The organism is Collinsella aerofaciens ATCC 25986 (assembly GCF_964239575.1).
GTDB lineage: Bacteria > Actinomycetota > Coriobacteriia > Coriobacteriales > Coriobacteriaceae > Collinsella > Collinsella aerofaciens_BQ.
This window is the reverse complement of record NZ_CAXSQQ010000002.1, coordinates 20,989-46,921: the sequence shown is the minus strand read 5'-3', so window position 1 is coordinate 46,921 and position 25,933 is coordinate 20,989. Positions and strand designations below refer to the sequence as shown.

24 protein-coding genes are annotated in these 25,933 nt (G+C 60.6%); 23 read left to right on the top strand and 1 reads right to left on the bottom strand.

Annotated elements, in window-relative coordinates:
* Position 1 precedes the first annotated feature (1 nt).
* The 7 genes from ACESUZ_RS02080 to rpsJ all read left to right on the top strand — a co-directional run bounded on the left by ACESUZ_RS02080 (position 2) and on the right by rpsJ (position 10,270).
* On the top strand, positions 2 to 4,477 hold the full coding sequence (locus ACESUZ_RS02080) for a DNA-directed RNA polymerase subunit beta' (protein ID WP_172677957.1): 4,476 nt from the start codon (positions 2 to 4) through the stop codon (positions 4,475 to 4,477).
* A gap of 154 nt (positions 4,478 to 4,631) precedes the next feature.
* A complete protein-coding gene (locus tag ACESUZ_RS02075; RefSeq protein WP_373198165.1) occupies positions 4,632 to 5,306 on the top strand; it encodes an RNA polymerase sigma factor in 675 nt (224 codons plus the stop codon).
* The gene (locus tag ACESUZ_RS02070; protein ID WP_195569127.1) at positions 5,257 to 6,333 is read left to right on the top strand and encodes a DUF4179 domain-containing protein; all 1,077 of its coding nucleotides are present in this window, start codon (positions 5,257 to 5,259) and stop codon (positions 6,331 to 6,333) included. The genes ACESUZ_RS02075 and ACESUZ_RS02070 overlap by 50 nt, the downstream gene beginning before the upstream one ends.
* 524 nt (positions 6,334 to 6,857) lie before the next feature.
* On the top strand, positions 6,858 to 7,235 hold the full coding sequence (gene rpsL / locus ACESUZ_RS02065) for a 30S ribosomal protein S12 (RefSeq protein WP_006235012.1): 378 nt from the start codon (positions 6,858 to 6,860) through the stop codon (positions 7,233 to 7,235).
* A 73-nt stretch (positions 7,236 to 7,308) separates the two neighbouring features.
* Complete coding sequence (gene rpsG / locus ACESUZ_RS02060; RefSeq protein WP_006235013.1) at positions 7,309 to 7,782, top strand: 30S ribosomal protein S7; 474 nt, start codon at positions 7,309 to 7,311, stop codon at positions 7,780 to 7,782.
* 19 nt (positions 7,783 to 7,801) lie between these two features.
* Positions 7,802 to 9,901, top strand: a complete 2,100-nt coding sequence (gene fusA / locus ACESUZ_RS02055; protein ID WP_022094183.1) for an elongation factor G — start codon at positions 7,802 to 7,804, stop codon at positions 9,899 to 9,901.
* Positions 9,902 to 9,961: 60 nt separating this feature from the next.
* Entirely contained in the window at positions 9,962 to 10,270 is a 309-nt protein-coding gene (gene rpsJ, locus ACESUZ_RS02050) for a 30S ribosomal protein S10 (RefSeq protein ID WP_022094184.1), read from the top strand.
* A gap of 116 nt (positions 10,271 to 10,386) precedes the next feature.
* Here rpsJ and ACESUZ_RS02045 read toward each other — a convergent pair whose 3' ends face one another.
* The gene (locus tag ACESUZ_RS02045; protein ID WP_373198163.1) at positions 10,387 to 11,163 is read right to left on the bottom strand and encodes a biotin--[acetyl-CoA-carboxylase] ligase; all 777 of its coding nucleotides are present in this window, start codon (positions 11,161 to 11,163) and stop codon (positions 10,387 to 10,389) included.
* 176 nt (positions 11,164 to 11,339) lie between these two features.
* On the opposite strand from ACESUZ_RS02045, the gene ACESUZ_RS02040 reads away from it, so the two are divergent.
* The 16 genes from ACESUZ_RS02040 (at position 11,340) to rplW (ending at position 25,778) form a co-directional block, all read left to right on the top strand.
* Positions 11,340 to 12,299, top strand: a complete 960-nt coding sequence (locus ACESUZ_RS02040) for a beta-ketoacyl-ACP synthase III (protein ID WP_373198162.1) — start codon at positions 11,340 to 11,342, stop codon at positions 12,297 to 12,299.
* Positions 12,300 to 12,351: 52 nt separating this feature from the next.
* Entirely contained in the window at positions 12,352 to 12,588 is a 237-nt protein-coding gene (locus ACESUZ_RS02035; RefSeq protein ID WP_055285196.1) for an acyl carrier protein, read from the top strand.
* A gap of 2 nt (positions 12,589 to 12,590) precedes the next feature.
* Complete coding sequence (gene fabK / locus ACESUZ_RS02030) at positions 12,591 to 13,535, top strand: enoyl-[acyl-carrier-protein] reductase FabK (protein ID WP_373198161.1); 945 nt, start codon at positions 12,591 to 12,593, stop codon at positions 13,533 to 13,535.
* Positions 13,523 to 14,449: an ACP S-malonyltransferase gene (locus tag ACESUZ_RS02025; RefSeq protein ID WP_373198160.1), complete on the top strand. Its 927-nt coding sequence runs from the start codon at positions 13,523 to 13,525 to the stop codon at positions 14,447 to 14,449. The genes fabK and ACESUZ_RS02025 overlap by 13 nt, the downstream gene beginning before the upstream one ends.
* Positions 14,450 to 14,479: 30 nt before the next feature.
* A complete protein-coding gene (fabG, locus tag ACESUZ_RS02020; protein ID WP_373198159.1) occupies positions 14,480 to 15,253 on the top strand; it encodes a 3-oxoacyl-[acyl-carrier-protein] reductase in 774 nt (257 codons plus the stop codon).
* 39 nt (positions 15,254 to 15,292) lie between these two features.
* A complete protein-coding gene (gene fabF, locus ACESUZ_RS02015; RefSeq protein ID WP_373198158.1) occupies positions 15,293 to 16,540 on the top strand; it encodes a beta-ketoacyl-ACP synthase II in 1,248 nt (415 codons plus the stop codon).
* A gap of 3 nt (positions 16,541 to 16,543) precedes the next feature.
* Positions 16,544 to 17,017 carry an acetyl-CoA carboxylase biotin carboxyl carrier protein gene (accB, locus tag ACESUZ_RS02010; protein WP_373198157.1) on the top strand — a complete coding sequence of 158 codons (474 nt, stop codon included), beginning with the start codon at positions 16,544 to 16,546 and terminating at the stop codon, positions 17,015 to 17,017.
* Between the two features lie 9 nt (positions 17,018 to 17,026).
* Positions 17,027 to 17,449, top strand: coding sequence for a 3-hydroxyacyl-ACP dehydratase FabZ (gene fabZ, locus ACESUZ_RS02005; protein ID WP_117563763.1), 423 nt, complete (start codon positions 17,027 to 17,029; stop codon positions 17,447 to 17,449).
* 10 nt (positions 17,450 to 17,459) lie between these two features.
* Positions 17,460 to 18,800, top strand: a complete 1,341-nt coding sequence (locus tag ACESUZ_RS02000) for an acetyl-CoA carboxylase biotin carboxylase subunit (protein WP_373198156.1) — start codon at positions 17,460 to 17,462, stop codon at positions 18,798 to 18,800.
* Positions 18,793 to 20,511, top strand: a complete 1,719-nt coding sequence (gene accD / locus ACESUZ_RS01995; RefSeq protein ID WP_373198155.1) for an acetyl-CoA carboxylase, carboxyltransferase subunit beta — start codon at positions 18,793 to 18,795, stop codon at positions 20,509 to 20,511. The genes ACESUZ_RS02000 and accD overlap by 8 nt, the downstream gene beginning before the upstream one ends.
* A 40-nt stretch (positions 20,512 to 20,551) precedes the next feature.
* Entirely contained in the window at positions 20,552 to 21,766 is a 1,215-nt protein-coding gene (locus ACESUZ_RS01990; protein ID WP_373198154.1) for a PTS sugar transporter subunit IIC, read from the top strand.
* Between the two features lie 150 nt (positions 21,767 to 21,916).
* Positions 21,917 to 23,071, top strand: a complete 1,155-nt coding sequence (locus ACESUZ_RS01985) for a cation diffusion facilitator family transporter (protein WP_373198153.1) — start codon at positions 21,917 to 21,919, stop codon at positions 23,069 to 23,071.
* A 39-nt stretch (positions 23,072 to 23,110) separates the two neighbouring features.
* Complete coding sequence (locus ACESUZ_RS01980) at positions 23,111 to 23,737, top strand: histidine phosphatase family protein (RefSeq protein WP_373198152.1); 627 nt, start codon at positions 23,111 to 23,113, stop codon at positions 23,735 to 23,737.
* A 459-nt stretch (positions 23,738 to 24,196) separates the two neighbouring features.
* On the top strand, positions 24,197 to 24,817 hold the full coding sequence (rplC, locus tag ACESUZ_RS01975) for a 50S ribosomal protein L3 (RefSeq protein WP_035137484.1): 621 nt from the start codon (positions 24,197 to 24,199) through the stop codon (positions 24,815 to 24,817).
* A 46-nt stretch (positions 24,818 to 24,863) separates the two neighbouring features.
* On the top strand, positions 24,864 to 25,490 hold the full coding sequence (rplD, locus tag ACESUZ_RS01970; protein WP_006235032.1) for a 50S ribosomal protein L4: 627 nt from the start codon (positions 24,864 to 24,866) through the stop codon (positions 25,488 to 25,490).
* The gene (rplW, locus tag ACESUZ_RS01965; protein WP_022094197.1) at positions 25,491 to 25,778 is read left to right on the top strand and encodes a 50S ribosomal protein L23; all 288 of its coding nucleotides are present in this window, start codon (positions 25,491 to 25,493) and stop codon (positions 25,776 to 25,778) included.
* The last annotated feature ends 155 nt before the right edge of the window (positions 25,779 to 25,933 follow it).

The window sequence follows — 25,933 nt, the reverse complement described above, 5'->3', positions numbered from 1 at the left end:
TGTGGCAGATTTCGAAGCTACTGATTTTGACTCGGTAAAGATCTCCCTTGCCTCCGCCGACCAGATCCGTTCCTGGTCGCACGGTGAGGTCAAGAAGCCGGAGACCATCAATTACCGTACCCTCAAGCCCGAGAAGGACGGCCTGTTCTGCGAGAAGATCTTCGGTCCCGCCAAGGACTGGGAGTGCTCCTGCGGCAAGTACAAGGGCATCCGCTTTAAGGGCATCGTCTGCGAGCGCTGCGGCGTCGAGGTCACCTCGGCCAAGGTGCGTCGCGACCGCATGGGCCACATCGAGCTCGCCGCTCCCGTGTCCCACATCTGGTACTTCAAGAGCCCCACGAGCTTCCCGATGAGCCGTATGCTCGACATCAAGTCCAAGGACCTCGAGAAGGTTCTGTACTTTGCCAGCTACATCATCACCGAGGTCGACTACGAGGCTCGCGAGGCCGACGCTGACGACCTGCGCGAGGAGCTCGCCGCCGATCTGGAAGAGATCGATGCCGAGTGCGCCCGCCAGATCGAGTCCCTCAAGGAGCAGGGCAACCCCGAGAACTTCGACGAGTTCTCCGACGAGGAGCCGCTGACCCCCGAGGAGATCGCCTCTGGCATCGTCGACATCGAGGAAGAGTGCAAGGACGAGAAGCAGCTCCGCACGGACGCCTTCAACGCCTTCATGAAGCTCAGCGAGCGCGACCTCATTTCCGATGAGCCGCTGTTCCGCGAGATGACCCGCTACTACTCCATGTACTTCAAGGGTGGCATGGGTGCCGAGGCCGTCCGCGACCTGCTCGCTGCCATCGACCTCCCCTCCGAGGCCGAGAAGCTCAAGGCCATCATCGCCGACGAGGACTCCCAGAAGCAGAAGCGCGAGAAGGCCGTTAAGCGCCTCGAGGTCGTTGACGCCTTCCTGAAGGGCGGTAACAGCCCCGCGAATATGATTCTGGACGTCATTCCGGTCATTCCGCCCGATCTGCGCCCGATGGTCCAGCTCGACGGTGGCCGCTTCGCCGCGTCCGACCTCAACGACCTGTACCGTCGCGTGATCAACCGTAACAACCGACTCAAGCGCCTGCTCGACCTGGACGCCCCCGCGATCATCGTGAACAACGAGAAGCGCATGCTCCAGGAGTCCGTGGACGCCCTGTTCGACAACGGCCGTCGTGGTCGCCCGGTCTCTGGCCGTGGCGGTCGCCCGCTCAAGTCGCTCGCCGAGGCCCTCAAGGGCAAGCAGGGTCGTTTCCGTCAGAACCTGCTGGGTAAGCGTGTCGACTACTCCGGCCGTTCGGTCATCGTTACCGACCCTAAGCTGCTGCTGCACCAGTGCGGTCTGCCCAAGACCATGGCGCTGGAGCTCTTCAAGCCCTTCGTCATGAAGCGCCTGGTCGAGCTTGGCAAGGTCGAGAACATCAAGGGCGCCAAGCGCGCTATCGACCGCGGTGCCACCTTTGTGTGGGACATCCTCGAAGAGGTCATCGACGGCCGCGTCGTGCTGCTCAACCGTGCACCGACCCTGCACCGTCTGTCCATCCAGGCCTTTGAGCCGGTGCTGGTCGAGGGCAAGGCTATCCACCTGCATCCGCTGGTCTGCTCGCCCTTCAACGCCGACTTCGACGGCGACCAGATGTCTGTCCACGTTCCGCTGTCCAGTCAGGCTCAGGCCGAGGCCCGCGTGCTCATGCTCTCTGCGAACAACCTGCGCTCGCCGGCATCCGGCAAGCCGGTCAACATCCCTTCGCAGGACATGATCATCGGTGTGTACTACCTCACCCAGGTTCGCGAGGGTCTGCCGGGCGAGAACCACGTGTTCTCGAGCTTTGACGACGCGCTGCACGCCTATGACTGCCGCTCCGAGGTCGACATGCAGGCCAAGATCCAGGTCCGCGTGTCCGCTGCCGATGCCAACGTCATCAACGAGGACGGCACCCGTATCTTCCGCGTCAAGAACGGCAAGAACGAGTTCGTCGACTACGACGTCACCGGCAACAAGACCGCTCGCTTCGAGACGTCTATCGGCCGCATCATCTTCAACCGCCAGTGCCTGCCCGAAGACTACGAGTTCATGAACTACAAGATGGTCAAGGGCGACGTGGCCAAGCTGGTTGCGGACTGCTGCGATCGTTACCCCGAGGCCAAGGTCGGCCCGATCCTCGACGCCATCAAATACTCTGGCTTCCACTACGCTACCCGCGCCGGCCTCACCATCTCGGTGTGGGACGCTCTCATCCCTGCCGAGAAGCAGGAGCTGCTCGACCGCGCCCAGGCCAACGTCGACCAGATCAACGAGTACTTCGAGGAGGGCTTCATCAACGAGACGGAGCGCCACATCGAAGTCGTTAACGAGTGGACCGCTTGTACCGATAAGGTTGCAGCGCTCATGCTCGACATGTTCGACGAGGAGAACCCGCTGTACATGATGGCCGACTCCGGCGCCCGTGGTTCTAAGACCCAGCTCCGTCAGCTCGGTGGCATGCGTGGCCTGATGGCAGACATGTCCGGCGAGACGATCGACCTTCCCATTAAGGCGAACTTCCGCGAGGGTCTGCTGCCGCTCGAGTACTTCATTTCGACCTACGGCGCCCGTAAGGGCCTGGTCGATACCGCATCCCACACCTCGGACTCTGGTTACCTGACCCGTCGTCTGGTCGACGTGGCCCAGGACGTCATCGTCCGCGAGGAGGACTGCGGCACGCACGAGGGCGTCACCTACAACCTCATCATCCCCGGCACCACCGACCTCAACACCGACCTCGTCGGCCGTTGCTTCATCGAGGACGTCGTGGCTCCCGATGGCACCGTGCTCTTTGAGCAGGACGGCTACATCGAGAAGGTTGCCGACATTCAGAAGATGGTCGATGCCGGCCTTAAGAAGGTCAAGCTTCGCGCGCTGCTCACCTGCCGCTCCAAGTACGGCGTGTGCCAGAAGTGCTACGGCTGGGATCTTTCCACCCGTCGTCCGGTCGCCATCGGTACCGCGGTCGGCATTATTGCCGCCCAGTCCATCGGCGAGCCCGGTACGCAGCTTACGATGCGTACCATTCACTCCGGCGGCGTCGCTGGCGTCGACGATATTACGCAGGGTCTGCCTACGGTCAGCCGTATGTTCGATATCGTCGGCAACGTCAACGAGAAGATCCTGGGTCGCGAGGCCGAGCTGGCTCCGTACTCCGGCCACCTCTCGATTAAGCCCGAGAAGTCCGAGTATGTGCTGACGCTCACCGACTCCGAGGATCACACCCGTGTCCTCGACGAGCGTCGCGTCCCCGCTTCGGTGCGCTTTATGCCCGAGATCGAGGACGGCTGCGAGGTTCGCGCCGGCGACCAGATCACCAAGGGCTTCGTCAACTTCCGCAACCTGCGCAAGCTGACCGACATCGAGTCGACGATGCACACCTTCGTCGAGAGCGTCAAGGACGTCTACACCAGTCAGGGCGTCGACCTGAACGACAAGCACATCGAGGTGCTCGCACGTCAGATGCTGCGTCGCGTTCAGATCACCAACCCCGGTGACTCCAAGTACCTGCTTGGTCAGTACGTCGACCGCTACGAGTTCGCCGACGAGGTCGAGCGCGTTGCCCGTCTGGGCGGTCAGGCTCCTGTGGCCGAGCCCGTCATCCTGGGTACGCTCAAGGTCGCGTCCAACATCGACTCCTGGCTGTCGAGCGCTTCGTTCATCCGTACCGCCGGCGTCCTTACCGAGGCTGCCATCGAGGGCAAGGTCGATCACCTGCTCGACCTTAAGTCCAACGTCATCGTCGGTAAGAAGATCCCTGCTGGTACCGGCCTCAAGCCGTACGCCAACGCCAAGCTGACGTATCGCACGGCCGACGGCTACGTGGACATCGACGGCCCGGCTTCGCCCAACGCCAAGTCGCTGCCCGAGTGGGCTCCTGTGGAGCTCAAGGACCTGGACGAGCAACTCCCGCAGCAGCTCGACTGGGCCGGCTACGACGAGTTCGGCGGTGCTGACGGTTCGTTCACCCGCAATGGTCACACCATCTCCGCCGAGAAGGCTCGTCTGTACCTGTTCGACGACCTGGGCGTGTCGCAGCGCTGGACCAACAAGTTCAGCGAGGTCGGCATCGAGACGGTCGGCGACCTGGTCGGCAAGTCCGAGGAGGATCTGCTGCGCATCGACGGCATCGGTGCCAAGGCGATCGAGGAGCTCCGTGACGGCCTGGAGGCCCACGACTTGCTCTACATCCTCGAGAACAACGACGACGTTGCCGACGAGGAAGACCTCTCGCAGCTGCTGCAGATGGTCTTTAGCCCCGACGGTCCGGACGATATCCTGCTGGGTACCTCCGCTCCGACGCATCACGCCGACGCCGACGAGGAGCTCCTGGGCGCCCCGATCGACGACAAGAAGGCTCCCGCCAACGGTGCCATCAACGAGGACATGGCTTCTCTCGATGAGCTGCTCAACCAGCTCGTGGACACCGACGACGCCGAAGAGGCCAAGGACAACGACGAGGAGTAACTAGTTCCGCCGTTCTAACGAACGGCGGCGATCTCCGTCGCTGCGCGGCCCCCAGAGCTACAATCTGTCATTCAAAAGGCAGGGCATGACCAAAAGGTCAATGCCCTGCCTTTTTCATGCCACCTTGTACGCTCTGGGGGCCGCTCGCTTGCGTATGCTCAACCTGTTGCGTTCCGTCGATCCCTTGCCAATAAGGGGCAGGGTTTTTTTGGTAGGTTATTCCTGCTTGAATTTGAAACATTTCGTTCGGTCAAAGCGTATCTATGGTGAGGGCCTCAGCAAGAAACATCAGCATCACCGGGAGGTGATTATGGAAGAACAAGCATTTAGACAGGCGGTCGAGGATCACCGTGATGTCGTGTTTCGAATCGCATTGACGTATCTGCGCGATCGTGCCGATGCCGACGATGTCGCTCAAGACGTCTTTCTGAAGTTACTCAAAAGCGATGCCCAATTTGAAAGCTGGGAACATCTTCGTCGATGGCTTATCCGGGTCACGATCAATGAATGCAAATCTCTCTTTCGAAAGCCATGGAGGCGTGTGGAGGATATTGAGAACCTGGCCGATTCGCTTTCGACGGCGCAGGAGGAGACCAAGGCGGTCCTGTCAGACGTTATGCGACTTCCGGAACGATTCCGCGTTCCCATCGTGCTCTATTACTATCTGGGCTTTTCGACCTCAGAGATTGCCGAGTTATTGCATGTGCCAGCCGCGACTGTTCGAACGCGTTTGGCTCGCGGCAGATCGAAGCTCAAGTTCATCCTAGAGGAGGGCGACCGTGAAATCCAATCAAATCAAGCAGGCCTTCGAGTCCGTCCAAGCCGATAGCGATCTTGCTGACCGTGTTCTTTATGCCGCTGCTGGTGAGCCGCTTCGCCGAAAGGGTCACGCGAAGCCTCTGTATGTTGCCGTGATCGGATGCCTTGCCGGAGTGCTGGCGACCGGAGGGGTCGCCTACGCCGTCGTCAATTCCAGCTATTTTGCCTCTGCCTGGGGAAACCACGGCAACGGGGATTCCATTACCTGGACCAACGGCGGCTCATCGGGAACTAAATATACCTACACCAGAGAGTTTGGCGATGGCATCGCGCCCCAAAGCCTGGAAGGCGCAGTCCAGGAGGTTAATCTGTCCGTCGAGGGCAACGGCTATACGCTTGATATCCATGAGATGGCAATCGACCAAAACGGCTGCGGAGCCGTGACGTTTACGTTGTCCAATCCAAATGGAGTTAACTACTACAAGCCAGCAGCAGAGATTGGCGAACTTGTTCTCTATGGTGAAGAAGAGCAGGGCATCGGCACGCCCGATATGAAGTTCGGCGAGGAATGGCCTGACACACGCAGCACAATTGATAAGGACACATCAAGCGATACTGTCATTAATGGCACGATGTACTTTGCCGCTATGGATCGCGAGCGAGATTTGCAACATGCTGTCACCTGGAATATCCATTGGACCGAGGGTGAAGGTGAGAGTGCGAGGCGGTTTGAGGCGTCGACACCCGAGTTCAATATTGGAGCGTACGTCGATACAAAGGAACTCCGCTCCGGTGACTCGCCTCTTGAGATTAGCCCGTTTTCCATCCAGACGCACATCGATGATTTGGGCTATGAAGCAGTTGATAATAAGCTGACTGTCAGCTACAAGGATGGATCGGAGCAGATTATCGAAGATGACGACGCAGGGGTGTTCAACTTATATTTTTCTTATGGGCGCAATAGCGGAGAGAACATCTGGGTGCCAACGAAGTTGATTGATGTCGATCAAGTTGTCTCGGTAACCCTTGAAATTGTGAGGTATACATCAACAGGGGAGACCGAAACGAAAGAGCCCTTTACCATCGTCTATTCGTAAGATTTGGGGTCGCTTCCTACTAGGGGAAGCGGCCTCTTTTGCGTTAAATGGAAACGCCGCCGATTTCCATGCGACAGATGAGAGCAGATCACCGCTGGAGCGCGACGTTTCCCCAGATAAAACCGACCAAAATAAACCTGTCCCTTTTTGGCAGGTAGCGTTGCCCCGACGAGCACGTCGGATTCCCGGACCGGGCGGCCCAGGTTTTAAGTTTGTCGCGAGTTCCGCACGCAAAGGAAAGCACTTAATGTGCTTTCCGTCTTGCGCAGGACTGTAGAGCAGCAAACTTAAACAGCGGGCCGCCCGGGCCGGGAATCCGCCCCCGCGCACAGGAGGGGATTCCTTTTGTGTAGGCTTTGCGGAAATATGGCTATTTTGGGATACGCCCGGCGGCGTGGTCTGTTGACGGCACAGCTAACGCCACGTATCCTATCGAACTGCGTGTTTCGTAGGGGGATGCTGACCCCTCGATTCAAGCCGTTGCACTTTACAGAAAGCTGGAATCATTCGAGAAGGAGTACGCTTTGCCTACTATTAACCAGCTGGTTCGCCAGGGCCGTCGTTCCGTGCCCAAGAAGTCCAAGAACGCTGCTCTGCAGCACAACTCCCAGAAGCGCGGCGTGTGCACCCGCGTCTTCACCACGAGCCCCAAGAAGCCGAACTCGGCTCTTCGTAAGGTTGCCCGTGTTCGCCTCGTCAACGGCATCGAAGTTACTGCTTACATCCCGGGTGAGGGCCACAACCTGCAGGAGCACTCCATCGTGCTCGTCCGCGGCGGTCGTGTCCGTGACCTCCCTGGTGTCCGTTATCACGTCATCCGTGGCGCCTACGACGCTGCTCCGGTCCAGAACCGTATGCAGGCCCGTTCCAAGTACGGTGCTAAGCGCCCCAAGGCTAAATAAGCCAGATAACGTTTTGATACTTTCGCCGTGTGCCGCCTAAGGGCCGCACGGTAGACACTTAAGGAGATTTCACATGCCGCGTCGTGCAGCAGCTAATCGTCGTGAGGTTCAGCCTGACGCCGTTTACAACAACCGCCTGGTGACTCAGCTCATCAACAAGGTCCTTCTTGACGGCAAGAAGGCCACCGCTGAGCGCATCGTTTACACCGCTTTCGAGATCGTTGCCGAGAAGTCCGAGGGTGGCGACGCTCTCGCTACCTTCAAGAAGGCTATGGACAACGTCAAGCCCACGCTCGAGGTTAAGCCCAAGCGTGTCGGTGGCGCTACCTATCAGGTCCCGATGGAGGTCAACTCCCGTCGTTCCACCGCTCTGGGCATCCGCTGGATCGTCAACTTCTCCCGCGCTCGCAAGGAGAAGACCATGGCCGAGCGTCTCGCCAACGAGATCCTCGACGCTTCCAACGGCCTGGGCGCTTCCGTCAAGAAGCGTGAGGACGTCTTCAAGATGGCCGAGGCCAACCGCGCGTTCTCTCACTATCGTTGGTAAGTTAAGGTAAGGAACTAACATGGCTAAGCCTAAGTACAAGCTTTCCGATACCCGTAACATCGGCATCATGGCTCACATCGATGCCGGTAAGACCACCACGACCGAGCGTATTCTTTACTACACCGGTAAGACCCACAAGATCGGTGAGGTCCATGAGGGCGCTGCCACCATGGACTGGATGGTTCAGGAGCAGGAGCGCGGCGTAACCATTACCTCCGCTGCTACCACCTGCTTCTGGAACAAGGACGGTAAGGACTACCGCATCCAGATCATCGACACCCCGGGCCACGTTGACTTCACCGCCGAGGTCGAGCGCTGCTTGCGCGTCCTCGATGGCGCTGTCGCCGTCTTCGACGCTGTTGCCGGCGTTCAGCCCCAGTCTGAGACCGTTTGGCGTCAGGCTTCTACCTTCAACGTCCCCCGCATCGCCTTCATCAACAAGTATGACCGCGTGGGCGCTGACTTCTTCAACGCTATCGAGACCATGAAGGATCGTCTCGACGCCAACGCCGTGGCCGCTCAGGTCCCGATGGGCGCCGAGGACAACTTCTGGGGCGTCATCGACCTGGTCACCATGACTGCATGGGACTTCAAGGCCGACGAGAAGGGTATGACCTACCCCGAGCCGATGGACGAGATCCCGGCTGAGTTTGCCGACATCGCTGCCACCAAGCGCGAGGAGCTCCTCGACGCTGCTGCCAGCTTTGACGACGAGCTCATGGAGAAGATCCTCATGGAGGAGGACTTCACCGTCGAGGAGCTCAAGGCTGCTCTGCGCAAGGGTGTTCTGGCCAACGAGCTCAACCTCGTCTTCGTGGGCTCCGCCTACAAGAACAAGGGCGTTCAGGAGCTGCTCGACGCTGTCGTCGACTACCTGCCCAGCCCGCTCGACGTCGAGGCCGTCACCGGTACCGATCCGGACACCGGCGAGGAGATTCAGCGTCATCCTTCCTTCGACGAGCCCTTCTCCGGCCTGGTCTTTAAGATCATGACCGACCCGTTCGTCGGTAAGCTCACCTATGTCCGCGTTTACTCCGGCCGCGCCGAGTCCGGCTCCTACGTGGTCAACGCTTCCAACGGTCAGCGCGAGCGTCTCGGCCGCATCCTCGAGATGAACGCCGCCGAGCGTATCGACCGTGACGACGCTGCCGCCGGCGACATCGTCGCTTGCGTCGGCTTCAAGAACTCCACCACCGGTGACACCCTGTGCGCCGAGGGCAAGGAGATCGTCCTCGAGAAGATCGAGTTCGCTAAGCCCGTTATCGACGTTGCCATCGAGCCCAAGACCAAGGCCGAGCAGGACAAGATGTCCCTGGCTCTGACCAAGCTCGCCGAGGAGGACCCGACCTTCCAGGTGTCCACCAACCACGAGACCGGCCAGACCATCATCGCCGGCATGGGCGAGCTGCACCTCGAGATCATCGTCGACCGTCTGCTCCGTGAGTTCAAGGTTGACGCTAACGTTGGTAAGCCCCAGGTTGCCTACCGCGAGACCGCTGGTCACGACGTCGAGAAGGCTGAGGGCAAGTTCGTCCGTCAGTCCGGCGGTCGCGGTCAGTACGGCCACGCCGTCATCAAGCTCGAGAAGATGGAGGAGGGCTTCGGCTACGAGTTCGTCAACGCTATCGTCGGCGGCGTCGTGCCCAAGGAGTACATCCCGTCCATCGACAAGGGCATCCAGGAGGCCCTGAACACCGGTGTTATCGCCGGCTTCCCGGTCCTCGACGTTAAGGTCACCCTGTTCGACGGTTCTTACCACGAGGTCGACTCCTCCGAGGCCGCCTTCAAGATCGCCGGTTCCATGGCTATCAAGGACGCCCTCAAGAAGTCCGACCCGCAGCTGCTCGAGCCGATCATGGCTGTCGAGGTCGAGACCCCCGAGCAGTACATGGGCGACGTTATGGGCAACCTCTCCGGTCGCCGCGGCAAGATCGAGGGCATGGAGGATCGCAAGAACAGCAAGCTCATCCGTGCCAAGGTGCCGCTGGGCGAGATGTTCGGTTACGCTACCGACCTTCGCTCCCAGACCCAGGGCCGTGCATCCTACACGATGCAGTTCGACTCTTATGAGCCCGCGCCCAAGTCCATCGTGGACGAGGTCATGAGCAAGAACGCCTAAGTTCGAGCTCCCTGTTACGTAATCCGCGAGAACATCTCTCGCACTCTTTGGAGGTTTAAGTTGGCTACCCAGAAGATCCGCATTCGCCTCAAGGGCTATGATCACGAGGTCGTCGATCAGTCCGCGAAGCTCATCGTCGAGACCGCTCAGAAGACCGGCGCTCGCGTTTCCGGTCCTGTCCCCCTGCCCACCGAGCGCAACCTGTACACGGTTATCCGCTCGCCGCACGTGAACAAGGACTCCCGTGAGCAGTTCGAGATGCGCACCCACAAGCGCCTCATCGACATCCTCGACCCCACCTCGGGCACCGTTGATTCGCTCATGCGTCTCGACCTCCCCGCTGGCGTCGACATCGACATCAAGCTCTAAGCGATATCGCTCTTAGCTTAAAGAGCCCCGCTGCCATTACGGTAGCGGGGCTCTTTTGTTTTGAATGGTGGCCTTGGGGGTCCGGATAATGCGGCCGAATGGGTGGCTATGGCGTCTTATTTACCCATGGGGCGCAGCGATGCCTCCTCAAAATGGAAGGATCGCAAGTTGTCTTCTGTCTCGATGCACGCGCGACCAAAGTCATCGACCGTTTGAAAGATGCCACGCGCCAGCTCGTCCCCAGCGGGGGAACGGGCGAAAACGTGATCCCCAATCCAATTGAGATGACCGATATATTCGCCGTGGACGGGCGCGAGCGGTCCGGCGTCTTCTTCCATGGCGTTGAGACGCTCTGTCCATGTGTCTACAGCGTTCACGACCGCGTGATAGACCTCCTTGAGTAGCACATCGACGGCGGGAACATTCTCGTTGAGGTCCGAGAGACCGATTGCCGGCAGGCCGCCATCGGGAACCTCCGAAGGCACATAGTTCACATTGACGCCAATGCCGCAGACGGCGAAAGGTTTGCCTTCGTTATCGCGTGCGGCCTCGACCAGAATGCCGCCGAGCTTGCGTCCTCGCGCGACCAGATCGTTGGGCCATTTGAGGCCAATCTCGTTTGCAAGACCCTGATTTTCGAGCGCCTCGAGCACCGCTAGGCCGCTGACGGCGGCAAGACCAGAGTACTTTGCAGGATTAACGCATGGACGCAGGACAATCGAAAGCAATAGGTTGCCGGCGGTTGAATCCCACTTGTGGCCGCGCCGGCCGCGTCCTGCTGTCTGAGCCCGGGCGGCAAGTCCTGTGCCGTGCGGCGCTCCTTGTTTTCCTGCTTCGAGCAGGTCATCGTTGGTCGATCCGGTTACGTCGACTATCGTTAATTGGGCATCCATAGCGGCTGCTACCTCCTTAATGAATAAGTGAATAACGCAATGGTGTCGAGAGACAGACACAATGTGAAGCCTTTGTCGCATTTGGACAATTTAATGTTAACACGTCAACAATGACTGAAATGCGCTATCCTCTCTTGGTCGATGTAAACACGTCAACAACTCAAAGGAGGTTAGTGATGGGTTTCACGATTCTTGGAACAGGCTCGGCGCTTCCTGCGCGCAGCGTTTCCAATGACGAGCTGTCCGAGTTCCTCGATACCTCGGATGAGTGGATTTTTACCCGCACCGGTATCAAGAGCCGCCACGTCTGCACCACTGAGTCACTCGACGACCTTGCCGTAGCGGCGAGCGAGCGGGCACTCCAGGTATCCGGAATCGACGCGATCCAGCTGGATCTGATCGTCTGCTCGACGACGACGGGTGACCACCTTGTTCCCGCTGAGGCGTGTGCCGTTGCTGAGCGCCTGGGTGCCACATGTCCTGCCTTCGACGTTTCGGCGGCTTGTGCCGGCTTCGTTTTTGCGCTCGATGTCGCCGAGGGCTATATCGCCCGCGGTCGCGCCAGGCACGTGCTGGTCGTTGCCGCCGAGCAGATGACGCGCGCGCTCGATTGGACCGACCGTGCCACGTGCGTGCTCTTTGGCGATGGCGCGGGTGCTGCGGTCATAGAGGCTGGGGGAGAGAATCCCCTTGCTGTTGAGCTTTCGACGTCGCCTGACGTCGAAACACTGCGCGTCCCCGGATTGGCGGGCTCCTCGCCGTATAAGACGGCGCAGGACTGCGAAAGCGTGCTTTCCATGAACGGCCGTCGCGTCTTCAAGTTTGGCGTCAATGCCATCTGCGACACGGTCAACAAGCTCGCCTGCGACGCGAGCATCGCGGTCGAGGACATCGACCACTTTGTATTCCATCAGGCTAACGAACGAATCTTGAGCCAGGCAGTCAAGCGCCTGGGTGTGCCGGACGACCGTGTGGTCCGGACGTTGCGTGAAACTGGCAACATCTCGAGCGCCTGTATTCCGCTTGCTCTCGATCGACTGGCAAATACCGGCGCGCTGCACGTGGGCGACACCATCGCCCTGGTCGGATTTGGCGCCGGCTTGGATGTAGGTGGCTATGTACTTCGCTGGAAGTAGTCGCACATAGGAAATAAAAACGCCCCTAGGGCACAAACAAAGGAGAACTACCATGGCAGATCAGAAGACCTTCGAGCGCGTTTGCGACGTTATCCGCGAGACCGCTGGCCTTGACGACGTCGAGATGAAGCCCGAGTCCACGCTCGAGGAGATTGGCCTCGACAGTCTGGGCACCGTCGAGATCCTCGTCGCCGTCGAGGACGAGTTTGGCATTGAGCTCGATACCGAGGAGAACCCCAAGACGGTCGGCGAGTTCGTCGATACGGTCGAGGCGGCATTGGAGAAGTAGAGATGCTCAAGACTCCTCTCTGCGATCTGCTCGGCATCGAAAAGCCCGTGTTCCAGGGCGGTATGGCTTGGATTGCCGACGCCTCGTTGGCGTCCGCAGTGTCCGAGGCGGGCGGCTTAGGGATTATCGCAGCCATGAACGCCGACGCCAACTGGCTACGCGACCAGATTCACGAGTTACGCGCCAGGACGGATAAGCCCTTTGGTGTCAACGTTATGCTCATGAGCCCGTTTGCCGACGAGGTTGCGCAGGTCGTGATTGACGAGCGAGTGCCGGTCGTCGTGACGGGCGCCGGCAATCCCGCCAAGTATATGAAGGCGTGGAACGAGGCGGGCATCAAGGTCATCCCGGTCGTTGCCTCGGTGGCGCTGGCGCGCCTCGTGGCACGTCGTGGAGCCACGGCGGTTGTTGCCGAGGGTACCGAATCGGGCGGCCATATTGGCGAGACCTCGACGATGGCACTGGTGCCGCAGGTCGTCGATGCGGTCGACATTCCCGTTGTGGCCGCCGGCGGTATTGCCGACGGCCGCGGCGTGGCGGCCGCCTTTATGCTGGGCGCCGAAGGCGTGCAAGTGGGTACGCGCTTTCTGGTCGCAGACGAGTGCACCGTCTCGGAGCAGTACAAAGAGATGGTCCTGAAGGCCAACGACACTTCGACGCGTGCGACCGGTCGCTCGACGGGACATCCAGTGCGCGCCCTCAAGAGCCCTTTCACCAACGCCTATGCCAAGAGCGAGGGTTCCGGTGCGAGTGCCGAGGAGCTCGGTGCTTTGGGAACCGGTGCGCTGCGTAAGGCCGCCAAGGACGGCAACTACGAAGAGGGTTCGTTTTTGTGTGGACAGATTGCCGGCATGGTTAGCGAGCGCCAGAGCGCGCGTGAAATCGTCGACGATCTGGTCGATGGCGCCGAGCGCGTCCTGAAGGGTGCGTCCGCATGGGTAGCGTAGCGTTTCTGTTTGCCGGCCAGGGTGCCCAACACCCCGCGATGGGCGTCGACCTGATCGAGGCATCGCCGGCGGCCGCCGAGGTGTTCGCCATTGTCGACGAGGTGCGCCCGGGGACCAGCGAGCAGTGCCGGAGCGCCTCCAAGGAGGAGCTCTCGCAGACCGAGAACACGCAGCCGTGCGTGTTCGTTCACGACCTGGCAGCGGCTACCGCTCTGCGTGAGCGCGGCGTGGTGCCTGCCGCCTGTGCGGGATTCTCGCTGGGCGAGGTCGCTGCACTCACCTTTGCGGGGGCATTCGATACGCGAGCGGGTTTTGAGCTCGTGTGTGAGCGCGCGGCATTGATGGCCACGGCGGCCGAGCGTCACCCCGGCGGCATGCGCGCCGTCATCAAACTTGATGCTGCGCAAGTCGAGAACCTGGCTGCGCAGGCCGGCGAGGACTGCTGGCCGGTCAACTACAACAGTCCCCAGCAGACGGTTGTGGCCGGAGCGCCCGATGCGCTGCAGACCCTCGACGTCCTAGTAAAAGAGGCTGGCGGCCGGGCCATGAAGGTCGCGGTGTCGGGTGCATTCCATAGCCCCTATATGGCCGAGGCGACTGAGGGACTGGCGACGTATATCCAAGCCGGCCACGCGCCGTCTCCGCTGCTGATTCCGGTCATGGCAAATATGACGGCGGCGCCCTATCCGGCCGACCCGCAGGCGGCATCGGAGGTGCTGACCAACCAGGTGAGTCATGCCGTGCGCTGGGTCGACACGCTGCATGCTCTGCAGGATCAAGGCATCGACACGTTTATTGAGGTCGGTCCTGGCAAAACACTGTCGGGCCTGGTCAAGCGTACGCTGAGCGACGTTCGCGTGTATTCGTGCGAAACGGCCGAGCAGGTCGCAGCTATTGCCGATGAGCTCGCATAGCCCACAGGGCTGTAACCCGAAAGGAATGACATGGGCAACTTGAACAACGGCGCGCTCGAGCGCAACGACTCACGCCGTGTGGCACTGGTCACGGGCGGCTCGCGCGGCATCGGTCGCGCTTGTGCCGTGGGCCTGGCGGAGGACGGCTTTGATATCGCCGTCGTCTATGCCGGTAGCGCAGATGCGGCGCGCGAGACGTGCGAAGCCTGTGAGGCGGCTGGCGCCACGGCGCGCGCATATCAATGTGACGTGGCCGACCCCGCTGCCGTCAACGCGTGCGTGGAAGCGGCCCTCAACGACTTTGGCTCCATTTGGGCGCTCGTCAACAACGCTGGCATCACCCGCGATGGCCTGCTCATGCGCATGGGCGATGACGCCTTCGATCGCGTGCTCGATGTCAATCTTAAAGGAACGTTTAACACGACGCGCGCGCTCACCAAGACCTTTATGCGCCAGCGCGGCGGTTGCGTCATCAACATGAGCTCGGTTGTGGGCCTGATGGGCAATGCCGGGCAGGCCAACTACGCCGCCTCCAAGGCGGGCGTCATCGGTCTGACCAAGGCGGTGGCGCGCGAGCTTGCGCCACGCGGCGTACGAGTGAACGCGGTTGCCCCCGGGTTTGTCGAGACGGATATGACGGCAAAGCTCTCGGAGAAGGTGCGTACGGTAACCGAGGAGCAGATTCCCCTTAAGCGTATGGCGCGCCCCGAGGAGGTGGCCGGCGTAGTGCGCTTTCTGGCGAGCGATGCGGCTGCCTACATTACGGGTGAGGTCGTGCGCGTCGACGGCGGAATGGCGATGTAGAAACCAGGGCCGAACAACGGCTTGGATGAGGAGACCATGATGGAACAGAGAGTTGCAATCACCGGCATCGGTGCCGTATCGCCGCTCGGCAATACCGCGCTTGCCACCTGGGCGGCCATGTGCGCCGGCACGTGCGGTATCGGCCCGATCACGCACTTCGATACCGATGCGTTCGCCGTTAAAGTGGCGGCCGAGGTCAAGGGCTTTGACGGCAACGAGTACTTTGGCAAGCACGACGCCAAGCATCTCGACCCCTGTGTACAGTTTGCGATGGCGGCGTCGGATGAGGCCATGCACGATGCGGGCTTTGATGTCGAAGGCGCCATCGATCGCGAGCGCCTGGGCGTCTACGTGGGCTCGGGCGTGGGCGGCATGACGACGCTCGTCGACAACGTCCATACGATTGCCGAACGTGGGCCCCGCCGCGCATCGCCCTATATGATCGCGATGATGATCCCCAACATGGCATCGGGCAATATCGCAATCCGCCACAAGGCAAAGGGCCCGACCCTGCCCGTGGTGACCGCGTGCGCAACCTCGGCCCATGCGGTGGGCGAGGCGTTCCGCGCCATAAAGCACGGCTATGCCGACGCGATCCTCGCGGGCGGCGCCGAGGCCGCAATTATCCCCGATGCCGTTGCGGGCTTTACGTCCTGCCGCGCATTGACCACCAACCCTGATCCCGCGACGGCTTGCCGCCCGTTCGATGCAGACCGCGATGGCTTTGTGATGGGCGAGGGCGCCTGCGTGCTCGTGCTCGAGAGCATGGAACATGCGCAGGCGCGCGGTGCGCACATTTATGCCGAGGTCGTGGGCTACGGCAACACCGATGATGCCTATCACATCACGAGCCCTGATCCCGAGGCTGCCGGCATTGCCCGCGCGATATCGCTGGCGGTGACCGAGGGCGACGTCAGGCCTTCCGAGGGCCTCTACATCAATGCCCACGGCACATCGACCAAGCTCAACGATTCGTCCGAGACGGCGGGCATTAAGCGTGCGCTCGGCGAGGACGCGGCGCGCGCCGCGCACGTCTCGTCGACCAAGTCGATGACCGGCCACATGATCGGTGCCACGGGCGCCATCGAGGTCATGGCCTGCGCCATGGCGCTCGAGCAGGGCGTGGTGCCGCCGACCATTAACTACCACACGCCCGATCCCGCCTGCGATTTTGACTACACGCCCAATCGCGCGGTTCGCGCTGACCTTACCTGGGCGCTTTCGACCAACCTGGGCTTTGGCGGACACAACGCCGCCATCGCGCTGCGTAGATATACGAGGAGCTAGAGCATGGATTCCAAAAGACTTGCCGAGATAGCCGATGTTATGGAGGACCGCGGCCTCACGCGCGTACGCGTTGAGGAGCCCGATGGCACCGCGGTCGAACTCGAGCGCGCGAGCGCCGCACAGCCGGTTGCCGTGCCCATGCCCATGCCGAGCGCTATGGCCGCTCCAGTTGCAGCTCCCACAGTCGCGCCTGCCGCACCGGAGCCCGCCGCGCAGACACCTGCCGCCGCACCGGAGCCCAAGGGCACCGAGGTGACCGCTCCCATGGTCGGCGTTTTCTATGCTGCCCCGGCGCCGGGCGACGAGCCGTTTGTGCACGTGGGCTCTAAGGTCAAGGTCGGCGAGACGCTCTGCATCATCGAGGCCATGAAGGTTCTCAACGAGGTGACGGCAGAGGCAGACGGCGAGGTGCTCGAGATCTGCGTGGCCGACGGCGACCTCGTGGAGTTTGGCAGCTGCCTCATGAGGATCGGATAGGTGATATCCATGAACAAAGAAGAGCTTAAGGAACTGTTGCCGCATCGCGAACCGATGCTTTTGCTCGACGAGGCCGAGCTGGTGGGCGACGAGGCCCACGGCAAGATCACGATTACGGGCGACGAGTACTTTTTGCAGGGGCATTTTCCGGGAAACCCGGTGGTCCCCGGCGTGATTCAGTGCGAGATGCTCGCCCAAAACTGTTGCGTGCTGCTGATGGGCGATGAGGAAGCGCGCGGCGCGACGCCGTTCTACACGAGTCTGGACAAGGTGCGCTTTAAGCGTCCGGTGCGCCCGGGCGACACGGTTGATCTGGTGTGCACCATCACGCGTGCGCGCGGGCCGTTCCGCTTTGCGACGGGTACTGCGAGCGTCAACGGTGAGGTTTGCTGCCGCGCCGATATGTCTTTTGCACTCATGCACGAAAGTTAAGGAAGGCTTCATGTTCGACAAAGTGCTCATCGCCAACCGCGGCGAAGTCGCGGTCCGTGTTATCCGCGCGTGCCGCGATATGGGCATCAAGACCGTCGCCGTTTATTCCACGGCCGATGCGGACGCGCTGCACGTGCAGCTTGCCGACGAGGCGTATTGCATCGGCGGTCCGCGTCTTGCCGAGAGCTACCTCAACGACGATGCTGTGCTCACCTGTGCCGTAAAGTCGGGAGCTAAGGCAATTCATCCCGGCTATGGCTTTTTCTCCGAGAAGGCGAGCTTCGTACGCGACTGCGACAAGTATGGCCTGGCGTTTGTTGGTCCTTCGGCCAAGGTGATCGACAGCATGGGCGACAAGGACGCCGCACGTCGAACGGCTGCCGCGGCGGGCGTGCCCATCGTGCCGGGCTGCGATTTGCTCAAAAGTCCCGAGGAGGCAACGGCCGAGGCTGAGCGCATTGGCTGCCCCGTGCTTATTAAGGCGCGTGCGGGCGGCGGCGGTCGCGGTATTCGTAAGGTCGAGCGCGCGGAAGATGCGGCAAAGGCCTTTATTGAAGCACGCGCCGAGGGCGAGGCCGTTTTTGGCGACGGCGAGTGCTACATGGAGAAGTTCGTCGCGCCGGCGCATCACGTTGAGGTACAGATTATGGCCGATAAGCAGGGCCATGTGTTTTCGCTCGGCGAGCGCGAGTGCTCGGTGCAGCGGCGCAACCAAAAGCTAATCGAGGAGAGCCCCGCGCCGTGCCTCGACGGACACGACGACATTCGTGCTCGCATGCACAAGGCGGCACGCGACCTGGCTCGTGCCGTCGGCTACGAAGGAGCCGGTACCATCGAGTTCCTGTATTCGGACGACGGCAATTTCTACTTTATGGAAATGAACACGCGCTTGCAGGTGGAGCATCCGGTTACGGAGTTTGTGACCGATACCGACTTGGTCAAGTGGCAGCTGCGCGTGGCAGCCGGCCAGCCTCTGCCCTTTGAGGAGGACATGCCGGTCCGCAACCACGCCATGGAGTGCCGCATCAATGCCGAGACGCCGGACTTTCTGCCGTCATGTGGAACGGTCACCGCGTTGCGTGTGCCGGGTGGTCCGCGCGTGCGCTGGGATTCCGCCATGTTTACCGGTGCTAAAGTTCCGCCGTACTACGACTCCATGCTTGGCAAGCTCATCGTGTGTGCGCCCACGCGTGACGGCGCCATTCGCAAGATGCGCTCGGCCCTGGGCGAGCTCGTGATTGAGGGCGTGAGCGAAAACAGCGAACTGCAGCTCGACGTGCTGGCAAACGATGAGTTCTTGTCGGGCATGTACCACACCGATCTGATGGGGCATCTCTATGCTGATGAATAGAAAAGCGAAGACGGTCAACGTCCTCGAGGGGCCGATGACCGAGTCGTGCGCCGAGTTTCCCGCGCGCCACGTGTTTATCAAGTGTCCGGAGTGCCGCCGCGTGATCGATGAGGCACGCCTGCACGACAACCTCGAGGTCTGCCCTCGTTGCGGCAAACACTTTCGCGTGAGCGGTCGCGCGCGCATGCGCATGACGGTCGACGAGGGCACGTTTGAGGAATGGGATGCCAATCTGGCGTCGGAGGATTTCCTCTCGTTTCCCAGCTATGCCGACAAGCTTAAGAGCGTGAGCGAGCGTTCGGGCGAGCGCGATGCCGTTGTGTGCGGCAAGGGCAAAATCTGCGGTTGCGATACGGCGCTCTTCTTTATGGACGCCAACTTTATGATGGGCTCGATGGGTTCCGTGGTGGGCGAGAAGATCTGTCGCACATTTGAGCATGCGACCGAGCTGGGATTGCCAGTTGTCGGCTTTACCGTTTCGGGCGGTGCACGCATGCAAGAGGGCGTGACATCGCTTATGCAGATGGCCAAGATTTCTGCGGCGGTTAGGCGCCACAGTGAGGCGGGCGGCCTGTATATCACGGTGCTCACCGACCCCACGACCGGCGGCGTAACCGCGAGCTTTGCCATGGAGGGCGATATTATCCTGGCCGAGCCCGATGCCCTGACGGCATTTGCCGGCCCGCGCGTGATCGAGCAGAACATGCACAAGCGCCTGCCCAAGGGATTCCAGCGCTCCGAGTTTTTGCTGGAGCACGGCTTTTGCGATGCCGTCGTTCCGCGTGGCGAGATTGCGCTCACGGTGGGCGAGCTGCTGGCGCTGCACGAAGGGCACGTGCCCGGCCTGGGGGCACCGCACGAGATTGTGCATACGGGTCGCCACGGCAAAAAGTTGGGACACTTGTTCAAGCGCTCGGGCGCACCAAAAACCGCGCTCGAGATTGTCAAACAGACCCGCTCGGCAGATCGCGCCACGGCGGGCGAGATGATCTCGCTGGGCCTGGATGGATTTGTGGAGCTGCACGGCGACCGCTACTTTGGCGACGACGCCGCTGTGGTGGCTGGCATTGGCTGGAAAGACGGGCGCCCCGTAACGGTCATCGCCATCGAGCGCGGCACCACGACCAAAGAGCGCATGCGTCGCAACTTTGGCATGGCACATCCCGAGGGCTACCGCAAAGCGCGTCGCCTTATGCGCCAGGCCGAAAAGTTTGGTCGACCGGTTCTGTGCCTGGTCGATACTTCGGGCGCGTTTTGCGGCATCGGTGCCGAGGAGCGCGGCCAGGGCGAGGCGATTGCTCAGAATCTCATGGAGATGAGCGGCCTTAAGACACCGATTGTCTCGGTGGTGACAGGCGAGGGCGGCTCTGGTGGCGCGCTGGCGCTGTCCGTGGCCGACCGCATCCTGATGCTCTCGAGCTCGGCCTATTCAGTCGTGAGCCCCGAGGCCTGTGCGTCGATCCTGTGGAAGGATACCGAGCGTGCGGATGAGGCCGCCGAGGCGCTTAAGCTCACGGCCCCCGATCTGCTGGCGCTCGGCATCATCGACGGCATTGTTGACGATAAGGGCCTGTCGCATGAGGAGATCGCCGGTGCCGTCATGTCCTCGGCATTTGATGCCCTCGATACGCTTGGGCAGCTCGACGACGCGACCCTCACAAACCTCCGCTACGAAAAGTACCGCGCAATCGGTCGATACCGCACGATGTGACAAAGGGACAGCCCGCATGTCATATTGGGAAAGACGTTCCATGCTACAAGTTTCTAACACCTCGTTTACAACGTCGGTTTCATCAAACGCCATGGCCGTGGTGGACTATCTGTCCAAAAGCATGATGTCGGCGCTGCCGTTTATTGTCTGCGCGGCGTTGTTCCGCACCGTCGCCGTCATTATGGGCGAAGGCATGCTGGGCCTGTGGTCTGCCGATTCCGAAATCTATCGCCTGTTCTACAGTTGGCTCTATAACGCCGGCTACTACTTTTTGCCCATTTATCTTGGTTGGGCGGCCGCCCGCCAGCTCGGTTGCTCGGAGCAGCTGGGCATGATGCTGGGCGGCGTATTGATTGCGCCCGATCTGCTTAAGCTCGTCGATGCCGCATCGACGACGGGGGCATCGATGACTTCCGTGTATGGTCTGCTTCCCGCGCCGGTCAACGATTACACGACGACTGTTATTCCAGTTCTCCTTTCGGTGCCTGTGCTATGGCGAGTGGAGTGTTTCTTTAAGCGCGTTATCCCTAGGGCCGTGGCGTTTTCGTTTGTTCCGTTTGCGACCATGCTTGTCATGGTTCCGGTTTCGCTGTGTATCACGGCGCCGGCGGGCAGCTATCTGGGCATGCTGTTGGGCCAGCTTATGTTTATGCTTGGCAATTCCGGTGGCATCGTGTCGCTGCTCACGCTCATGGGGCTTGCCGCGGGCTGGGAGTTCCTAAAGATAGCGGGCGTCAGCAACGTCGTTCTATCGCTTGCGTACGCGCAGTTTATGAGTGTGGGAACGGATTCGTGCATCCTGATTGCCGCGACGATGGCGACGTTCGCCGTTTGGGGCATGCCTTTTGGCGCGTCGCTCCGCGTTGCGGATAAGGACGAGAAGGCGCTCATGCTGGGCTACTCAATCTCGGGTGTTCTTGGCGGCGTAAGCGAGCCGGCGCTGTACGGTTGCGGCTTTAAATATGGCAGGTGCCTGACGTGCATGGCCATTGGCGGCGCCGTCGGAGGCCTTGTTGCAGCCGTGGGCCACGTTACGGCCTATACCATCGGCATGACGAATGTCCTTATGGTCATTGGCTTTGCCACGGGCGGCATCTCGAACCTGCTGTGGTGCTGCGTTGCCGGCGGTGTGGCATTTGCGGTGTCTGCGGCGCTGAGCTACTGCTTTGGCGTGGTGCCGGCGCAGGGACAGGCGGCAGAAGACGGGGCCGATTCACCCGAAACAGTGGCGAGCGCTGCTGAAGTAAGCGCATAAACCTGTGCGACAAAAGGACGATTCTTTTGTCATGCTCCAAGGCCGTGGCCCGTGCGGGCTGCGGCCTCTTTGTATCTGGGAGACAAAGTGGCTACACTACAATCCGTTTGAGCAATAGATATATAGGTAGTACCGTGGGGGCGGATGCAGATGGTCGAGTGGATCGTTCGTCGCGCGCAGGGCGATCGTGCGCGTGTGGGCACGTTAGCGGGCATGGTGTGTATTCTCGCTAATGTTGCGCTTTGTGCTGCGAAGGGCGCAATCGGTGTGGTTTCGGGATCGGTTTCGATTGTGGCGGATGCCATGAACAACCTGTCCGATGCCAGCTCGAATATCGTGAGCGTGCTGGGCTTTAAGCTGGCGAGCAAGCCCGCCGACCCCGAGCATCCATACGGCCATGGTCGCTACGAGTATCTCTCGGGTCTGGTCGTGGCGGCGCTCGTGCTGCTTATTGGCATCGAACTGGTGAAGTCCTCGGTGGAGCGTATTGTCAACCCGGAGCCTGTCGAGTTCTCGCTTGCCCTGGTGGCAGTCCTGGCACTTTCGATGGTTGTAAAGCTGTGGATGGCGGCCCTCAACCAAAAGCTCGGCGATCGCATTGAGTCCGAGACGCTGCATGCGACCGCGCAGGATTCCAAGAACGATGTCCTTGCTACAGGCGCCGTGTTGGCGTGCGCAATTGTTTCGCAGGTGACGCACATCAATCTTGACGCATGGGTCGGCCTTGCCGTTGGCGCCTATATTGGCTGGAGCGGTTTTGAGCTCATCCAGGATACGGTGAGCCCGCTTTTGGGCCAGTCGCCCGATCCTAAGCTGGTCAAGCACATTCGAGACAAGATCATGAGCTACCCCGGCGTTTTGGGCGTTCACGATCTGATGGTTCACGACTACGGCCCGGGCAGGAAGTTCGCAAGCGCTCACGCTGAGATGGCAGCCGAGGCCAGCCCGATGGAAAGTCACGACACGCTCGATAACATCGAGCAGTCGTTTAGGGACGAGGACGGCATGATCGTCACGCTTCACTACGACCCCATCGTGACCGATGACCCCAAGGTGGCGAGCATGCGCTTGCGCATTCACGTCATGGCCCAGGAGATCGATAGCCGCCTCTCGATTCATGACCTGCGCTGTGTGCCGGGTCCTACGCACACCAACGTGATCTTTGACTGCGTGCGTCCCTCGGATCTGCAGATGAGTGCCGAAGACGTAAAGCACGCGCTGGCACAACGGGTCGAATCGGAATATCCCAAGTCGATTGCCAAGATTACGATCGACGAAGACTACGTAGGACATACCCACGAGTAAGGCTGTGCCGGCAAAGCAGGTTATGCAGAAGGGGAGAGCATGAAGAAGCTGTATCTACTCCGCCACGGCCAGACGGAGTTCAACGTCAAAAAGCTGGTCCAGGGCCGCTGCGATTCACCGCTGACCGACCTGGGCCGCAAACAAGCGGGAATGGCAGCCGCATGGCTCAAGAGCCACGACGTTGTCCCCGACAAAGTGGTCTCTTCGCCCTTAGGCCGAGCCATGGACACAGCTCAGCTCGTCGCATGCGAGCTCCTCGGCCCGGACGCAGCAGCCGAGCCCTGCGAAGGCATCATCGAGCGCTGCTACGGCACCTTCGAAGAAGGCCCGCACGACGCTCTGCCCACCGACGTCTGGGATCCAGGCGAGGATCTGGTCCCCTTCGGAGGAGAAGGAAGCCGCGCACTGCAAGAACGCATGGTAGGCACCCTCACTAATCTCATGGACTCCGAGGACACCGAAACCCTCCTAGCAGTAAGCCACGGCAGCGCCAGCCGCCAATTCATCAAGGCTGCAGCCCCAGAGGGCTTCGAGCTCCCAGCAAAACTCCCCAACTGCGCCATCATGATCTTCGACTTCGATGAGGCAAAGCTACAAGCAGAAGGCGAGCCAATGCAATGCAAGTTCACCCTCCAGCAAATAGTGGACCCCCAACAAAGTAATTAGCTGAGCGAGCAAGGTTTAGCAGACATCTACGTGGCGTTCCCAGTGTGCGGCGGAGGGGGCGGGCCTGAGGCATATTAAGGTTGTCGCGAGTTCCGCACGAACAGGAGAGCACTTAATGTGCTCTCCGTCGTGAGCAGGACTGTAGAGCAGCAACCTTAATATGCCTCAGGCCCGCCCCCCTCCGCCGCACACTGGGAACGTGCCACGCACTTTACCTGCGTAAACAATGTGAGTGAAATATGAATCTCGATGGATACGCCCGCAGCCGTGTATACTAAACAGCTGTGTGTAACCAGGGGAGTATTCTGGCTGGACAAAATGCCTGCTTAATAGGGTTGTCAGGTAGTCCGGGCGAAATACAAGGCTGGGGAGCACGTCGTGTAAGTAGTGGTCCTCTAGGGGCGTACGCTCGGTGGTGTACGCATTGTCCCAAGACCACGCGAGAGTTGGGATCATATCTTGATCAGCATGATTCTCGGCCGCAAGATTGGCATGACCCAGGTTTGGGACGAGGACGACAACGTCGTTCCCGTCACGGTCATCCAGGCTGGCCCCTGCGCTGTCTCGCAGGTTAAAACTCAGGCAACCGACGGCTATGACGCCGTCCAGATCGGTTTCGGCGACATCAAGGCCAAGAACGTGAACAAGCCCATGGCTGGTCACTTCGCCAAGGCTGGCGTCGAGCCTGTCCGCTTCCTTCGTGAGGTCCGCGTCGAGAACGGCGAGGAGCACAAGGTCGGCGAGGTCGTCACCGTCGCTGATTTCGCTGATGTCGAGAAGGTCGACGTCATCGGTACCTCCAAGGGTAAGGGCTTCCAGGGTCGCATCAAGCGCTGGGGTCAGCGCCGCGGTCCTATGACGCATGGTTCACACTTCCAGCGTCACCCCGGTTCTATCGGTCAGTGCGCCTATCCTGCGCGCGTCCTCAAGGGCGTCAAGATGGCCGGTCACATGGGTAACGAGCGCGTTACCGTCAAGAACCTTTCCGTTGTCCGCATCGATGCCGAGCAGAACCTCATCTTGGTCAAGGGCGCTGTCCCGGGTGCCAAGAATGGTCTCGTCGCCATCCGTATGGCCTAAGGGCCCAGCCCATTTAGCCCAGCGTCATACCAAGGAGAACACTTAAATGGCAAAGTTTGAAGTAAAGAACAGCGAGGGCAAGAAGGTCGCCGAGGCCGAGCTCGCCGCTGAGGTGTACGGCATCGAGCCGAACATCCACGTTATGCACCACATCGTCAAGTGCCAGATGGCCTCTTGGCGTCAGGGCACCCAGTCCGCTAAGGGCCGCTCTGAGGTTTCCGGTGGCGGCAAGAAGCCTTGGCGTCAGAAGGGCACCGGCCGTGCCCGCCAGGGTTCCATCCGTGCTGCCCAGTGGCGTCACGGTGGCGTTGTCTTCGCCCCCAAGCCCCGTTCCTACGCTAAGCGTATGAACAACAAGGAGGTCAAGCTGGCTATGCGCTCTGCGCTGTCCGCCAAGCTGGCCGATGGCGAGCTCGTGCTCGTCGACGACTACGGCTTCGAGAAGCCTTCCACCAAGGCTGCCGTCGCCATGCTCAAGGCTCTCGGCCTTGAGGGCAAGCGTCTGACCATCATCGTTCGCGATGAGGACGTCAACGCCTACCTGTCGTTCCGCAACATTCCCAAGACGTTCATCATCACCGCTGACGAGGCCAACACCTACGATCTCGTCAACAACAACGCTGTGCTGATGCCCGCCGACATCGCCGCTCACTTCGGGGAGGTGCTTGCATAAATGACCGCCCACGAGATCATCATCCGTCCGATCGTGTCCGAGCGTTCCTTCTCCGGCATGGAGCTGAACAAGTACACGTTCGAGGTCGCCAAGGATGCTAACAAGTATCAGATCAAGGACGCTGTCGAGGAGATCTTCGGCGTCAAGGTCGTTCGCGTGAACACCCTGACGGTCAAGCCCAAGACCAAGCGCGTGCGCTATGTCGCCGGCAAGACCCGTTCTTGGAAGAAGGCCATCGTCACGCTGGCCGAGGGCGACACCATCGAGGTCTTTGGCAACCAGGCCTAAGACTCGCTGCTGTTGAGTGAGCTCATGCCTCCCAAATAGGGGAGGCGGGAGCTCAAGGTTTTGGGCGTATTAAATGGACACGCCCGGAACCGTGTATACGTCCGGTGTCATCGCACCCGAGGCAGAACCTCGAATCCCTGTCTGCGATGGCTAAC